Source organism: Tissierella creatinophila DSM 6911, assembly GCF_001940565.1.
GTDB lineage: Bacteria > Bacillota > Clostridia > Tissierellales > Tissierellaceae > Tissierella_A > Tissierella_A creatinophila.
On record NZ_LTDM01000006.1, the window covers coordinates 48,192 to 63,834 of the forward strand.

Below are 15,643 nucleotides of genomic sequence, written 5' to 3' on the forward strand. Positions count from 1 at the left end.
GCTAATCCCTCCAAAGGTACAAACCAGATTCTTTTTGAACATTCCTCATACTATTTAGTGTTTCTTTCTCATAATAATGTTTACCAAATGACCCGTAAGTCTTTAGTAGTCTCTGAACTCTCCCTGTCATATATCCAACATGATGATAGCTATAGTAATATAGGTTTTTCTCACTTCTAGAAAGTTTTTTCCACTCATCTAAGAAATATATTAGATCTTCTTTTACTTTTTCTAGGTTATTTGGAGCTACAATTTTTACCCTCTCTAGAATTTTATTTATAACATTATCGATCTCTACCTGGTCTATGTTCTCAATATTTCTTGCCCCCATTTTTGTTGTTCTCAATTCTTCATATTCACTTCTCAAAATTGCTATGAAAGCAGCATGTAAGGTTCTTTCTCTTGCTCTCGCAGAGAAGGGAGTAGCTGATGTTCCTTCCACATACCTATAAAGGTGTGAATGGTAGGCCGTAAAATTTTCATAATGGGATAAATCTCTTGCCCTGTAGGGATTATAAATTGTTACTACTAAACCTGGACTTTGCCTTCCCACCCTAGAAGTAGCTTGGATGTATTCAGCACTTGTTTTAGGTTGACCAGTCACTACCATTAGACCAAGCCTATCTACATCCATGCCTACTTGTATCATATTAGTTGCAACAGCTATATCTAAAACTTCTCTATCATTACCAATATTAATTTCCTTTTCAAGTTTTTCTAATACCTGAGGAATTTCCCAACCTTTTTTTCTTGAAGTAATTTCATCATATTTAGGGAATTGTCTAGCCCATTTATCATCATGTTTCTCCTTCAACACTTTAGTTCTATCTGGTATATCGTCTTGTATAAGTCTAACCGCTCCACCTAATTCTCTTTTACTATTATAATATCCAATTAGGGTCCAGTAGGCATCAATATAATCCTTATACAGTGGGTCATCTTTATATCTAAAAGCGGTTTGTAACAATACTGCATAAACTCTCAAGATCGTTGTTTTCATAGATGCAAAAGGTGAACTTATCCCCAAATATAGCCTGAATGGATCCTTATCTAAGGATATCTCCTTTGAAAAAAAGGAGTCATCTGATTCATGTCCACTTGGTGGAAATTGATTATGCTTTCTACCATATAAAGCTCTCACTTGTTCCTCTGCATTTTTTATTGTTGCTGTAGAAGCTATATATTTTGGACTAATTTTTTCTTCACCAGTATAGACAGTACAAAGCTCATCTATTGCCATCTCATAATTTCCATATATAGTTCCTAAAGGCCCTGTTATCAGATGTAATTCATCCTGCAATATTAATTCAGGTGGATAAAAGTTCCTACAAGGTTTTTGCTTTTGTTCAAATAGATGTCCCTTATGGACACAATTAGTCACCTCTTCTTCATCAGTGGATAAAAAACTCCCACAATCTAGACATTCAATGTCCCTTTTCCCAAACAATAAATGTACTCTTTCTTCAAAAGTTATCCTTGCAAACTTATCCACTGTACCAATAATAATCGTCGGGGTTTTGCTATATATTTCTTCATCTACTAAATATACAGGTATAGGCCTTTTATTAAAAAAACATTCCTCTCTAGAGCACTTGATAGTGAAGCTTTTATTTACAGTATCTAGTTCATAAGATTTTTTTTCATCTAAAATTTCACCGCAGCAAGGACACTTTAGTATTTGAGATCTAAGATTTCTCTCCTTATATTTTGCTTGACCCGCTGTATTATACTGATCTACTTCTAAATCTTTAAATTTATTCACAGTAACCCCACTACCAACCCAGAATCCAATTGAAAATTCCTTTTCTCCATATAGGCCATCTTCCCTTATCCTAATCATTTCACAAGCAGATACAAGTTTTAGGATTCTGTCCCTTTGCTGTGTGGTTAAAAGCCTTAAGGTATAACGGATGATTACTGTTACTCCACCATCTTTATCATAATCCTGACATTCATCAGCTGTTAACCTTCTATAAGCCATTAAAAAAGCTATAATACCAAGATAAGCCTCTGTCTTACCCCCGCCTGTCGGGAAAAATAAAAGATCTAACAAATTCCTTTCATCTGATTCTGGCTCTACAATGCTTTTTATGTTCAATAAAATAAAGGCAATTTGAAAAGGTCGCCAGTATGAATGATTATTCAAATAGTTTTCTAAATTATCTTCGGCATTCTCTCTTTTAGAAAATAAATTCATCCCTCTAGATAGATGCATAGCTTCATTCATAAAGGTAAAGGCTTGATAGGCTTTGTCATTTCCCCTAATAATATTTAATCCATTTATCATCCTATCTAAATTCTCATTGCATATTTTTATCTTATCTTTCCCAATAGATAGGTACTCTTCATCCTTCATATACTCGTGAGATTCTAATCGACTTATCCATAAAGCATAATCCCCTAAAATTTCCTCTAATTCTTGGAAAGTACTTTCTCTTTTTTCTGAATTAGAAAAATCTAACATGGAGAAATAGCCTTTATACTTATCTAAATTTAAATCTACGCCATTTATCTCTTTTTCTGGTATAAAATCACTTTTAATTATTCTAGCAGTATTACCATCTATATTAGTCCATGTAGCAGCACAACCATAGCCCCTTGCAAAAATTGGTTTCCTATTAAAAAAGTAATCTTCTTCCTCTTTCATCCCATAAGCTAAATTTTCTGATACAAAGCCTAACTTGTTATTCATCACTTCAAGTTCTACTTGAAAAATATTTTTTGCTACATAGTCCTTTATTTTATGTCTCTTATTTTCAAGGTAGATAGAGACCATCCTATAGCCTGTGTCTAATCTATGAACAATCCAAGACAAATATATATCCTTTTCAATATGTATGCCTGAAATATTGCTTGACTCCACATTTATTTTTTCTTGAAAAGTCTTTGGAAATCTTAAAAAAGAATATTTGCCTTCCTCTTCACGTCCTAAATAATCTGCCCATTTCATATTTACAATCACTTCATTATTTCCTTTGAAAAGAAAAAATTTTAGACCTAAAGAACCTTGCTTATTTTTACTTATATAAAGACTATCATCAATTTCTAAATCCTCAATTAAATCATCTTCGGAATCATTTTCAGAAAATCCATCCTTATCTAGAACAAATGAATAATCTTCTCCTTCTGGAGATAAACGTCCCATAATATAGCTAGATGTAGGACTTTCCCTAAGCTCTTCATTTTCCCCATAAGGTCCTATAAGGTCAGTTCTCAAACTATCTATAAATTTTTGCCTAAGATCTTTATATACAAGCCTCACTAGTATCCCTCCCTATTTAAAATTTTCTTTTAAACTTATAGCTAATTCCCCTCCAAACCTATCAAAAGAAAACATATTACTTTCCTCCAAAACTCCTACATCAATACTATAATCAAAAGGGAACATTAAACTATCATCAATCAACTCATCAAAGGATAAATAAAGCTTATCTTTTAGATGGATTAAAGTAGCTACAATCAATATTATTGCTCTTTCATCATCTACCCTATGCTTCTTCACCTTATAAACCCCCTGCTTAACTGTCTCAAGAACACTAGTATCTCTCATGGTCCTAATGTTTTTAGGTATAGCATGGATTAAGGTTGGCCTTTCACCCCACATATCCGTCATTTTCTCTCTTATAAGTTTACTAGTTATTTCTATTTGCATATATTCTAATTTGCCTATAACAGATGCTATATCTTCAAAGACCTTGTAGGTTATGAGTATCATACACCAATGAGCAACAAGTCTTAAGTTGCTGTTGCTGGATTTAGCTACTTCTTCTCTAGCATAATCTTTAATTTTTCTATTTTCTTTATCATCCTCAAGCCAAATATTAGATAAAATATTTGCGGTTTTTCTAATATTAGTATTGTCATCTATATAAAGTCCAATATACTCTCTTAAATTTTCCCTCACCTTTTCAAAGTCATCTTCAATTTCCATAAATTCTATTGTTTTATTCAAATAATCTAATGATATATTTCGTGACATTCCAACTTGTTTACTCATAGTTATCTTCTCCCTCTATCTCTATAAAAGGTACAATAACTTCCTCTATTGATATCCCACCATGAGACATTATTCTTGCATTTTCAAGTGTCAAAGCTTCATCATCTCTAGATAATAAGTAAGAATAGTCTTTGGGTAGATAGTAGCCGGGATATTCAAGGAGATTATAGTCCTCAATTAGTTCCTTAGTTTCAGCATAATCTTTAATAATCATCATTTTCTGGGATTTTGTTTCTACTTCAATGCCCATACCTCTTGGCCTACCAATCCCAAAAGACTCTTTATTACCATGGTCAGAGCCAATATAAACTTCAAAACCAGATTCTAATAATTTTCCTATCAATTTATTCAACTTCCCTGTTTGAGCCATTCTTGTAATATCTGAAATATGCCCCTCCATACCATACATTTGTCTATGTACCATGTCGTCAATCTCATTAATAACCGTGGTTATGAAGAAATCTTTAAAGGAAGGATCTAGGTCATATCCCCTGTAATAATTAATAAGGGATTCCTCCATATATTCTTCCACTTTGCTATAATATTGCTTCTTTTCGTTTACTAAGCTAAAGGGCTTTTCAAGTTCTTGAGGTAGAAGCCCTGCCAATAAGCTTTGCCTTGATATGGAGGTTACTGTTGGTATCATGGCAAAAACAAAATTTGTTTTAGCCTTATAATCCAAATATCTTTCTAAAACCATCCAGTCGCTAATAGACATACCATCTAAAACTATAAAAGCAGTTTTCTTTTTTCTTCTTAAGAGAAAATCCATGGCCTTAGAAACAAGTATTGGCCCCTTATATGTAGATTTCCCACTTAGACTTCCAAAATCTTTGAAAATATAAGCTTGAAACTCTTTTGAAAAATCAACAAAATCTTTTTTATCTAAATCAAGTTTCCCTATAATTAAATTCCTTTTTGCATTTATATAGGCTATTTGAAACCATTTTCTATAATCATCAGCTTCTTTAAGCAGCTTATTTAAGTCTTTTTCTAACTTTTTTAAATAGGCCACCAAGTGTTGTTTTTCATAAATAACTTCCTCTAGAAACTTATGAGTCATTTCTTCAGAACTATAATCTTCATAAGTATTTTCATAAACAATAGAAATATAATCCCAGTCTAAAGCTCTTGTTTGGTTTAAAATTAACCTATTTAATCTAGGAAAGATTTCTCCATAATTCAAATTACAGATTGAAAACCACTTTATAATATCATAAGCTACATAAGTATCCTCATTAAGAACCAAAAGAACTCTTTTTAAATCTCCTGCCTTTATTTGACTTTCAAAAACATATCTGAATTCTTCTACATCCTTGTAAAAAATTATACTATAACCCTCTGCCTCTATGGCATCTATTATCCTTTCTTCTCCAAGTATCTTATCAGAATCTTTAACTAAAATATAATCTTTATAGGTCAAGCCTAGGATGCTTTTTATTTTTTCTACTAGCATAATTACTTCACCAACTCCGCAATAAAAACTGGAAGCAAAATAGGTACAAGACCTTTTTTATCTTCATAGTCTTTTTTTATTTCTATTGATTCTTTATCTAAAGCTTTTAACTTTGAATTTCTAATATTGTCTATGCCTATTTTCATAGCAGCTTCTTTTTTAATTTCTATAGAGTGTTTGTATTTTCTATAGTTATCCTTATTTTTCAATTCATACTTGTTTTTAAGAACCAGGAAATTATCATAGGTTATTTCTTCAGCCACTTTACCAATTCTCTCATATAAAGAAGTCTCTAACCTTGACATACCTATTAGCTCAATGTTATCCTCTTCCTTATAAAGCTCTTCCCATATTCTTCTACCAGACATTGGTCTATATAGCATCTTCTTAGTCAAGAAAAGAGGAATATACTCCCTATACTGTCTTTCTTCTCCTAGCGATATCTGCCAAATCGAAAAATAACCATCCTCATTAGGAAAATTCCTGATGGAAAACTTAGGGATTGAGTCTAAAATGTGCCATTCTAAATCTTTATTAATATGTTTTTCAATTAAAGGATTACTTAAAGACAAGTTTTTCCTAGGCAAAGTTAAACCTTTACTAGCCTGATAATAATCTAGTATTCTATTAAGATTCTTATCTAAATCAAAATTACTTTCACTATAGGACTCATCAGACAGATCTTTATTATCTCTAATAATTTCCTTGTATTGATTCCTTATTTTAACTTGTTTTCTAAATTCCTCTTCAAATTTGTTTACATTATGTTCAATAAACTTTTCATCACGAATAGATTTCATATATATATCAGTAAAATCCATTTCAGCCATCTCATTATCCAAGAGATCAGATAGTTTATTTATGCCTGTTTCATCTAGGATAGTTGCTAATTTACTTTCTAAAATAGATCTTACCCTATTTTCAACAGTGTCTATATTTATAAAATTATATACCAATACATCTTTTTCTTGGCCAATTCGATCTACTCTACCTATTCTTTGTTCTATTTTCATTGGATTCCAAGGAAGATCATAATTTATGACAATATTAGCAAATTGAAGGTTTAATCCTTCTCCCCCTGTATCTGTAGAAATTAAGATTTTACTTTCTTCCTTAAATTCCAACAATATCCTATCTCTTTCTTCCATGTCCATAGAGCCATTTAGAATAGATATGGAATAGCCCTTATTATTCAAAAACATCCTTAAATACTTTTGGGTCTCTACAAATTCAGTAAAAATAATAGCTTTCATTTCATTATCTTTAGAATAAAGTTCATCTAGATATTCTAGAAGCCTCTCTACCTTAGCATCTAAGGCTTGATATTCTGCTTGTTTTGCTAGAGAAAGCATTTCTTTTAAATCCTTAATTTCATTTTTTATATCTATTGATGCTAATTCCAAAGCTTGTCCCATACCTTCTTCTAAATCTATATCTGCCAGATCATCAAAGGACAAATTATGAATTCTTACCTGCTGACTTTCTAAAATTTCTATTCTTCTACCAATGGAATCCTTAATAGCTGCTGTAGAGCTTGTAACCAACCTCTGCATCAAGACCATAAGAAAGCCAATATAAGATTTTTTCTCTTTTATTGCTCTATTGTATCCGTTTTTTACATATTCAGTTACCTTATCATAAAGTAAGCTTTGGTTACTGTATTTTTCATTCCATTTAACTTCTACTAATTGTGTTTTCCTATCCTTAAATAGTTTCTTTCCCTTGTTATCTATAGCTTCTCTTTTCTCAGTTCTTATTATATATTGACTAACATTTTCCTTTACTAAAGACTGATAATTAGGAAAAGTATCTTGGTCTAAAAGTCCTAATAGCCTAAGAAATTGATCAGTTTTTCCTGAATGAGGAGTTGCAGTTAGAAGCAACAAATAAGGGCTAGCCTTACTAAGCATTTTCCCCAATTTATATCTAGCTACTTGGTCTGAACTTCCAGCCAGTCTATGGGCCTCATCAATTACAATTAAATCCCAGTCTGCTTCTATAATTGAGTAAATTCTTTCTTCATTATACTTATGAATTTCATCTTGAGTCCATCCTGCTCGTCTTTCTATAGGTTTAATGGAGTCTATGGGACTTATCACCTGGTCAAATTGATTATAAACTTGGTCTTTATTTATAATCCTTTTTATAACCTCATACTCAGAGGGTAGTATTATATTGAAATATTCATCAAACTTTTCTTTTAGTTCTAAATTCCATTGGGAAACTAGTCCTTTAGGACAAACTATTAATATTCTCTTAATTAATCCCCTAGCCTTCAACTCTCTAATTATTAGGCCTGCTTCTATAGTTTTACCTAAACCTACTTCATCAGCTAAAACATAGCGTATTCCAGATTCTGATAAGGCTCTTTTGAGGACATAAAGCTGATGGGGAAGGGGAATTACCCCTTCCTTTAAAGATGTTAGCATACCCTGGGAGATCTCCTGAAAAAGCTTAAGTAACACTATCTTGTATTTAATATAGTTAGCATCTATTTCCTGATCCCATTCCTCTAAAACCCTGTCAGCTGATAAGAATTCAATCTTATTTTCCTCTGGATTGTAAACTTTCAGAGATGAATATCCCCAGGTCTCAAAAACTTCTAAAACCTGTACTCTTTGTCCGTTTTCAATTTTCTTAATCCATTGGCCTAATTCATACATTTTATCCCTCATCCACTAATCTATCCTACTGGAGGATATATCATAGTACATTAATAGTTTATCATCTTCTTGTAAAACATTTTCTGGAATTCTATCTCCCATCTTTACAATAAGCTTATAATTCTTCTCTTTCCAAAGTTTGGCAAACCCTACTCTAACTGCCTCCGTTCTAAAGTTTCTTAACTTGCCTTTAGAATTGAGATACTCTCCAAATTCCTTAAGTAGTTTCTTCTCCCTGAGTTTTTGAATATCACCTGACTTAGTTATATCTGGTATATACCATTTTTCTTCATCATCCTGCAGAAAGTTTTCCTGTAGAAGGTCTATTAATTCAGGCATCTTTTCATGCCTAGCTGGCTTAGCTTCTTTCATAAATTTAGGTTGTAATTCGCTATAGGTTTGGGGACTATCTAATTGATAATACAGCCAAGCTAAAGCAGATTTTTCATCCTCTACAAATAATGAAAATTGAATTTCGGGTAAATCAAACTTTATTCTAGCATTATCATATTCATTGACTTGGTCTGAAAGGAAATACATATTATCCCTTTTTATAAATCTTTCATCCAAATCTTTGAAAAACTCTTGGATATCTAATGGTATAGCTACACCATTAACAACATGGTAGGCAATCATCCTATCAAAGAGTGAATGAGCATCCCTTTCAGCCACTCTTTCTAAATAGGAGCCTCTTTCAATTACAACAGGAAGTTTTTCTAAATGTTCCCTAACAAAATCCCAGACACTTTCTTCAGAGCCTGCTTTCTTTATAAAGTTTTCAACAAATTCTTCCCTAGGTTTATAGGCAGAAATAACTAAATCCTGCTTAACAGCAGATGAATAATTTACCTGTTTAAAGGACCCTTGTTTTTTATCTAAAACCCTAACATCTGCAATTATAAAGCCAGCCCTTACTAATGACTCCTGGATGGCATTCCAAACTGAATTCTTAGAATTAGAAAATTCTACAGTCATCCATCTACTAGGTTTTAATACTCTATAATATTCTTTAAAACACTTAGTCATTAGGGACTGGTACTCGACCAAACCCTTCCCATGACTTCTATTTACCACAGCCTCTGTTTCATTATTAGTAACAACTTTTAACCAAGCTTCCCATATAAAGCTTAATTCAGAATAACTTAAGTTCGAACCAAATGGTGGATCCGTAAATATATAATCAATAGAACTGTTTTTAATATTTTTTACGCTAGTCATAGATGATGTGTTTGTTATAGACTCTGAGCTTTTTATAAAGTTTTTCATTTTTAAAACATCTCTTAATTTATTGGAAAATAATTGAAATATGTTTCTTTCTACTGGTAATGATGGAATATAAAGTGTTCCACTTAGTCCTCCTGTACCACCAAACCTAAATCTATTTGTTTTTGTAGATCTTTGTATTGTAGAAGTAAAAACATATAATAACCCTATATTTTTCTCTTTATTTATTAGGTTGTAAATTTTTGCTAAAATATTTAAGCTTCTCTTTGTATAAAATAAATTCGAGTGAGTTAAACCGTCATTATCATTCCTTCTCGCTTCGCTTCCCTCAATCATTCTATCTATCGGAAACCAGTAATTTACATTATATTGATTTATTTTTTCAATTGTTTTTAAATCGATATCATCAACTCTCTTTGAAAACCTTTTTTTATTTACAGAATAATTTATCATTATCGGCAATTGTTTCGATATTGTTATAGTTTTATTTAATCCGTTGTCTATTATAATCTCTTTTGCTTTTTTACAATCTGTTTTTTTAAGTTCTATATGGCAATTATCACAAATAAATTCACTGTTTATTTTTCTATTAACCTCATCAACTACTGCATCCCAAAATACTATCTCATTGCTACAATTGGGACATACTAATACATCCGACCAAATAATATCACTAATCTCTCCCCTAACTGGCCCAGCCATATCATAAACCTGATTACCATTTTCGTCTAAATGATTAGTTTCATACATCCATCCTAGTTCCTTTTCACATTCATCTAGGATTCTATTTGCCTCTTTTTCAAATTTCTCCACATCAACAGGCGTATTGTAGTTATGAGCAATAAAGGTGGCTGCTGGAGATAAATCATTAAGGATAGCCTTTCTTGCTCCCCATTTAATATTTGGCATTTCTTTTTCTAATTGAAGCTTAAATTCCAAATCAGCCTCTGGGTTACCACACATTTGGGCTGCTACTCCAGTCATGCCTGTCCCACAAAAGCCATCAAAAACGATATCTCCTGGCTCTGTATAGTGGAGAATATACCTCATTATAGCCTTGTGTGGTACCTTAGTATGATAAGAATGGGCATTATAAATAGGATGATTTTTGCCTTCAGAAACATCTGCTGCAAAAGGCTCCCTATGGTAGTCATCAGTTTCTTCATCGTAAGGAGTACCAAACTCATCTATAAAATCGTTTATAAAGGGATTAGGGCAGGCAGTATAATATGGTGGGGCAGAAAGTCCTATTATATCCTCATCTTGTCCTAGAGGAAATCCTTCTATATCTCTCAACTTATCTAGCTTTTCTTTATCTAGCACTTTGCCTTCCTCAAATTTATTAGCCATTTTGCCCCTCCTCTTTTATTATGATGTTATAGTTACTTTCTTCGTCCTTTAATATAATTCTCAAGTTTTTAGTGTCCATATTTTTAATTTGCTGGTCTATAAAATCTGAAATCCTATCTTTCAAATTTTCAACCGTGGTTGGCCCAATTTTTAATAGTTCTTTTGATAAATCATCTAGTTTTATTGTCACCTTGTTTAATTCAGAAAATAGAAGATTAAAGCTCTTTGTAAAATTAGGTTCTATCACTTGAGGTAGCTTTTTTTCTCCCATAAAGGCTTGAACTATTTCTTTTTCATTTTTGTTAAGTAAATCCATGTTTTCTAAAACAACTGGGTCTTCTATATATTGGATTAGTAGGTCTTCCCACTGAGAAAGCAGATTAACTATTTCCTCTTCTAATGAGTCAATCTTATTATTATAATCAATATCTCCAGTTAAGTCTTTTAATTTACAATGTCTACAAACAGGAGTATCCTCTAGCTCTTTTACTTCCAAGTCATAGCAGATTTTTAAGTCTGACATGGTTTTTTCAAGGACATTTAATTGTCCTATAGAAAATACCCCTTCAATATTTTTCAATCTGTTCAAGCTAGTAATTTCATCTGAGTTTTTTAATTCATTCAATTTAACAGCCGATTTATGATTAAGTCTAAGTTTTTGGTGTTTTTTAATATAAAAATCAATATAATCTTTTTTTATTTCCTTTAAGTCTGATGTAATATGGAAGATCACATCATCTAATTCTTTTCCTTCTTTTAAACTGTCTCTTTGATCCCTAAACTTTTCTTTTGCTTGGTTAATTCTTTCCATAAGTTGACTTGGCAAGTCCATAGTTTCTATATTAGAAATATAGTTGATTAGGTTTCCAGTAGAATTTCTTAGTTCTATATAATTCTTTATCAACTCAATGGTTTCTATACCCTTCCCTATCTCTTCAATCCTTTCAAGAGTCAGGTTTAGGTTATTGAATTTGGCAGGAGTATTATACTTGCTTGCAAACCCTCCAAATTCATCTACGACTATAGATATATCTTTCTCATATTTCTCTAAGAAATGGTCTTGAATAAGAGGCTCTCCCCAAAGATTAAAATCATTATTTATTACTTGCTTAATATTTATAGCCTTACCAGCCCAATCTGAACATATTTCTAATATTTTATCTAGGCCCTTTTCCAATTCCTTAGGACTTGCAGCTAGTCCAGTGGGAAGTTTTAATATTTCTAAAAGCCTGCTTATTTCTACCATTGCAGCCTCTTTCGGCTTTGATATATATTTAAACTCTTGCATATCCATATTGCCTAACCTAGCTGTTATCTCCATATTAGAAGCAGATAGTATCCTATTATCCTTTAATGTAATAGTAATATGACCTGTATAAACTAAGGCTAAGAGAACTGGTGCAAAATATCCTAAATCTATATTGAGTTTTTTTACCATGCTGTTACCATACACTTCTTCTATAAAATCTGAACGGTTGAGGACGCCCTGCCTTGGTAAGTCTTTAACTAGTTTTACTATTTCCATAGCATATTTAGAATTGGTAACATCAATGTTCCCGTCTCTTATTAGTCCAAATGAATCTAAATATTCTAAAACATCTTGGCTTAGCTTACCTGCAAAACTCTTAATTACCCTCTCTAAAACTCCAGCCCTATTTTCTATGGTAATCTTATTTTTAAATTTGGGAAATTCTAGGTATTTTCCTTGAAAGCTGTTTTCTAAGGCCATGGAAGATGCTAGGTCAATAGAGCTTTTTAAATCTGTTTGTAGCCTAGACTTGCCTCCTGTTGCCTCTATTAAAGTTTTTTCACTGGCCTGATATACAAGTGAGAAGCAGGTGTTTTTGTTTTCATTAAGCCATTTCAACAAATTCTTTCTATAAGTTTCGACCTTTTTCCCATATATATTTTTTGTGTTCTGCTCTGCAGCATCTTGCCTCATGGCACTAGCTGCTGCAAATAAACTTAAATTTTCATGGAATTCATCATTATTTGTAAATTTAAATAGAACCTCATCTGGTTCTGGATTCTCTATCTTAGATTTATCAAGATATGGAGGCAGAATATAGATATAAAAATCTCTTGGTGGCTGTGCTGTAGATCTTTCTGTAGGTAGCCCCATAAAGAGATAGCCTTCCCTATACACATTTCTTGATTCCCAATTTAGGGTATACTCATATATGTCAAAGTTAGTCACATACTGCTCAGAATCCCAGTCCAAAGCACTATAAATTAGCCTATTAAAATATCTATTAAAATCCTCTGGAATCATCATATCCACTTTCTGTTGAATCTTGGCATCATAGTCTATGTCTTTTTTTAAGTCTAGGAAATACTGTCCATTATCTTTGTTATGCTCAATAAATTGCCCACTAACTAGGGTTATAACCTCATTTATTGAAGTTTGTACCGTTGCTAAAAGAAAGTCAGCATCTAATTCAGGCATATTTTCCATAAAGAGGCATAGATCATCTCTTAAATCCTCAGCTGTTAACCCTATCCTAACATCTATACCACTAGTAGTTAACCTATGAACGCTAATAGCATACATTATTTGCAGGGCCATGTCCTTATAAATTTGCTTTCCTCTAGGAAAGGTTTTTTTGATTTTTTCTTCTAGAACCCCACTTTTCTCCATTACTTCTTTTACTTCAAATTCAGATTTTCTAGCATAATTGTCTTTAATAAAAGTCCAGTATGAATCAAAGGATATTATTCCAGGAGCTTCCTCTGGAATATCTTGATCTAACAAAGCTTCAACTGTTAAAGAAATCGTTCTTAACACTTCCCTGTTTTCAGCTATATATACCCTATTAAATATATCTATGTAGGCTGGATGAATAGGGTAAAGATCTACATAATCATCAATTCTTTCTGACATTCCTGAATAAAGTTTATGATAGGGTGCAAGATGGTCTCTTACCATGGCTTTTTGTTCACTGCTTTTACCTAAAATTCTTTCCGATACCACATAAGCAGTATCTTCCTTCCTAATTATAACCTGTTCAAATCTATCCTTAACCCTATTAAGGGAGTTAGCAACAAAGGAAAAAGTAGGATTTTCAAATAGTTGCTCTTGTATTCCACAGATTAGTCTAAACCTAGAGTCTTTTATAAACTCTCCCACTTCTCTTAGAAAGTTTAAATCTAGTATTAATTCTTGTTCCTTACGGGTTCTAAGGTAGTCCAAAAGCTCATCTACCACTAGTAAATATCCCTTATCTGGATATTTATCTTCAAATTTATACATCATTTCAATTAATGCTTCTTTATTGTTAGTAATTTCATCAGCTTTGGGAAATTTGAATGTAACTCCTCTCTTTCCCAAATCCTTTTCCAACTCAGCAATAATAATATTTCTAAGTGAATTGCTAACAGAGCCAATTTCAATTCTTAAAACTTCAAATTTACCGGCTACTTTTTGGGAGTGGCCTGCAAATTTTTTGTTTCCTAAATAATTAAGATTCTCATCATTATTTGCAATAGCTGATATAAGGGACATCAAATGACTCTTACCTGTTCCGTAATTACCTACTATAAGTACCCCTTTATTATCTATCACTTCATCAAACTGCAATTCTTCCAAGATACCACTATTAAACTTTTCTGCCATTTCATCAGACATAACATAAGATTCTACTAAATTTTTAGCCTTAGTTTCGTCATTAGCATCTTTTAATTGAATTACTGTTTGAATGGGATTAAAATTAATAATATCAGAATATTTCATTCTAAAACTCCTCTCTATTTGACAACTACAATTTTATGATCATCAATACTATATCTTTGGTAGTCAGGATAATTTATTTCTGAATATTCTAACTCCCTACCTTTCAAATGTCCAGGCCATTCTATAAAGACTAGCCTATTTCTAGATAAATTTATAAAATAATTTAGTATATTAAGTTTGTATTCTGGGTTAAATAATATATCTAAATTTTTTACCAAAATATGTTCTGTTTGGGCTCTAGCTAATATATTAGTAAGTTCATCTAAAACTTTGCTATTTCTAAATTCCATAGGGTATTCTTTAAGCCCTCGACTTAAATCTAAGCCTAGATTAATTATACTTAAATCCTTTATTTCCTTGTATTTTAAAAATTCATCATACTTCATACATATTACGACTAGTGTTTTATTTCTTTTTACCAAATTTAAATCAAAATTGTATTTTGTGTATAGCTCACCCATATTAGTAATCGTCCTCTATACTCAATATTTTATTTATTACTTCTAATCTTCTCTTCCCACATTGTTGCTTTATAACAGTTGTAAAAGTTTTATCCTTTACCATTTTAGAGGAGTTGTTTTTATAAAGATATTTTATGGCTTTAATAAGGTCGTTTTCATCAATTTCATCAGACCAATAGGAATCTACTACTTTATTAAGAACTTCTCCTAACTCTCTTTGAGTCTTATAAAACATTTTTATTTCCATATTGCACCTCACAATTCTTATTAAAGTATTATCTAATTCTTATTTTACTATTACACAGGTGTTTTTGCAACAAAAAAATAGGGCAGACCGAAGCCTGCCCATATCCAGTAGTTGCTTATGCCACTGTGCTTATATCTCCCTATCTTTCTTCTTATCCCCTAGCTTGTCTTGTAGCTCATCTCCACTATCCTTTGCTACTTTATCTTTAAACTTGTTAAGTTTTTCAATAGTAGACTCCTTTATATTATCTTTTTTGCCTTTTATAACATTTGTTTTTTCAGGGTTTTTTTCTTTGCTCTCTTCAGATATATTTAACTTACTTGCTTCAGCCCAACTTATAAAATCAATATCGTGGAAAGATTTATCTAGTGAGTAATCTTCTGCAAAATATAGTGATAGGTAAGTGTTTGATACTATCTCCCACTTTTCCCCCACTCCACACCGTACGTGAGACTTTCACCTCATACGGCGTTCCCTCGTTTGAATTTTAGATATATTATGCGACTGATTTAAAA

Annotated in this window: 9 protein-coding genes; all 9 read right to left on the minus strand. The window is 31.9% G+C overall.

All coding sequences use genetic code 11. From position 1 onward, the window contains the following. Nucleotide 1: 1 nt before the first annotated feature. The gene (gene drmA, locus TICRE_RS02525) at nt 2–3,262 is read right to left on the minus strand and encodes a DISARM system helicase DrmA (protein ID WP_084191769.1); all 3,261 of its coding nucleotides are present in this window, start codon (nt 3,260–3,262) and stop codon (nt 2–4) included. A gap of 12 nt (nt 3,263–3,274) precedes the next feature. Then, nucleotides 3,275–3,997, minus strand: coding sequence for a hypothetical protein (locus tag TICRE_RS02530; RefSeq protein ID WP_075724812.1), 723 nt, complete (start codon nt 3,995–3,997; stop codon nt 3,275–3,277). Then, nucleotides 3,990–5,453 carry a PglZ domain-containing protein gene (locus TICRE_RS02535; RefSeq protein ID WP_075724814.1) on the minus strand — a complete coding sequence of 488 codons (1,464 nt, stop codon included), beginning with the start codon at nt 5,451–5,453 and terminating at the stop codon, nt 3,990–3,992. The genes TICRE_RS02530 and TICRE_RS02535 overlap by 8 nt, the downstream gene beginning before the upstream one ends. A gap of 2 nt (nt 5,454–5,455) precedes the next feature. Further along, a complete protein-coding gene (locus TICRE_RS02540; RefSeq protein ID WP_198927468.1) occupies nt 5,456–8,128 on the minus strand; it encodes a DEAD/DEAH box helicase in 2,673 nt (890 codons plus the stop codon). 3 nt (nt 8,129–8,131) lie between these two features. Next, nucleotides 8,132–10,690: a DNA methyltransferase gene (locus TICRE_RS02545; protein WP_075724818.1), complete on the minus strand. Its 2,559-nt coding sequence runs from the start codon at nt 10,688–10,690 to the stop codon at nt 8,132–8,134. Further along, nucleotides 10,683–14,420, minus strand: a complete 3,738-nt coding sequence (locus tag TICRE_RS02550) for a DUF6079 family protein (protein ID WP_075724820.1) — start codon at nt 14,418–14,420, stop codon at nt 10,683–10,685. The genes TICRE_RS02545 and TICRE_RS02550 overlap by 8 nt, the downstream gene beginning before the upstream one ends. A gap of 14 nt (nt 14,421–14,434) precedes the next feature. Then, complete coding sequence (gene brxF / locus TICRE_RS02555) at nt 14,435–14,842, minus strand: BREX-3 system P-loop-containing protein BrxF (RefSeq protein WP_158016389.1); 408 nt, start codon at nt 14,840–14,842, stop codon at nt 14,435–14,437. Between the two features lie 40 nt (nt 14,843–14,882). After that, nucleotides 14,883–15,128, minus strand: coding sequence for a TIGR04540 family protein (locus TICRE_RS02560; RefSeq protein ID WP_075724824.1), 246 nt, complete (start codon nt 15,126–15,128; stop codon nt 14,883–14,885). A gap of 129 nt (nt 15,129–15,257) precedes the next feature. Beyond that, the gene (locus tag TICRE_RS13380) at nt 15,258–15,563 is read right to left on the minus strand and encodes a hypothetical protein (RefSeq protein WP_075724826.1); all 306 of its coding nucleotides are present in this window, start codon (nt 15,561–15,563) and stop codon (nt 15,258–15,260) included. Nucleotides 15,564–15,643: the final 80 nt, after the last annotated feature.

Bases quoted from the DNA above. Each gene is read 5' to 3' on its own strand.
- TICRE_RS02530 (WP_075724812.1), bottom strand. From the start codon at position 3,997: ATGAGTAAACAAGTTGGAATGTCACGAAATATATCATTAGATTATTTG.
- TICRE_RS02535 (WP_075724814.1), bottom strand. From the start codon at position 5,453: ATGCTAGTAGAAAAAATAAAAAGCATCCTAGGCTTGACCTATAAAGAT.
- TICRE_RS02540 (WP_198927468.1), bottom strand. From the start codon at position 8,128: ATGAGGGATAAAATGTATGAATTAGGCCAATGGATTAAGAAAATTGAA.
- TICRE_RS02545 (WP_075724818.1), bottom strand. From the start codon at position 10,690: ATGGCTAATAAATTTGAGGAAGGCAAAGTGCTAGATAAAGAAAAGCTA.
- TICRE_RS02550 (WP_075724820.1), bottom strand. From the start codon at position 14,420: ATGAAATATTCTGATATTATTAATTTTAATCCCATTCAAACAGTAATT.
- TICRE_RS02560 (WP_075724824.1), bottom strand. From the start codon at position 15,128: ATGGAAATAAAAATGTTTTATAAGACTCAAAGAGAGTTAGGAGAAGTT.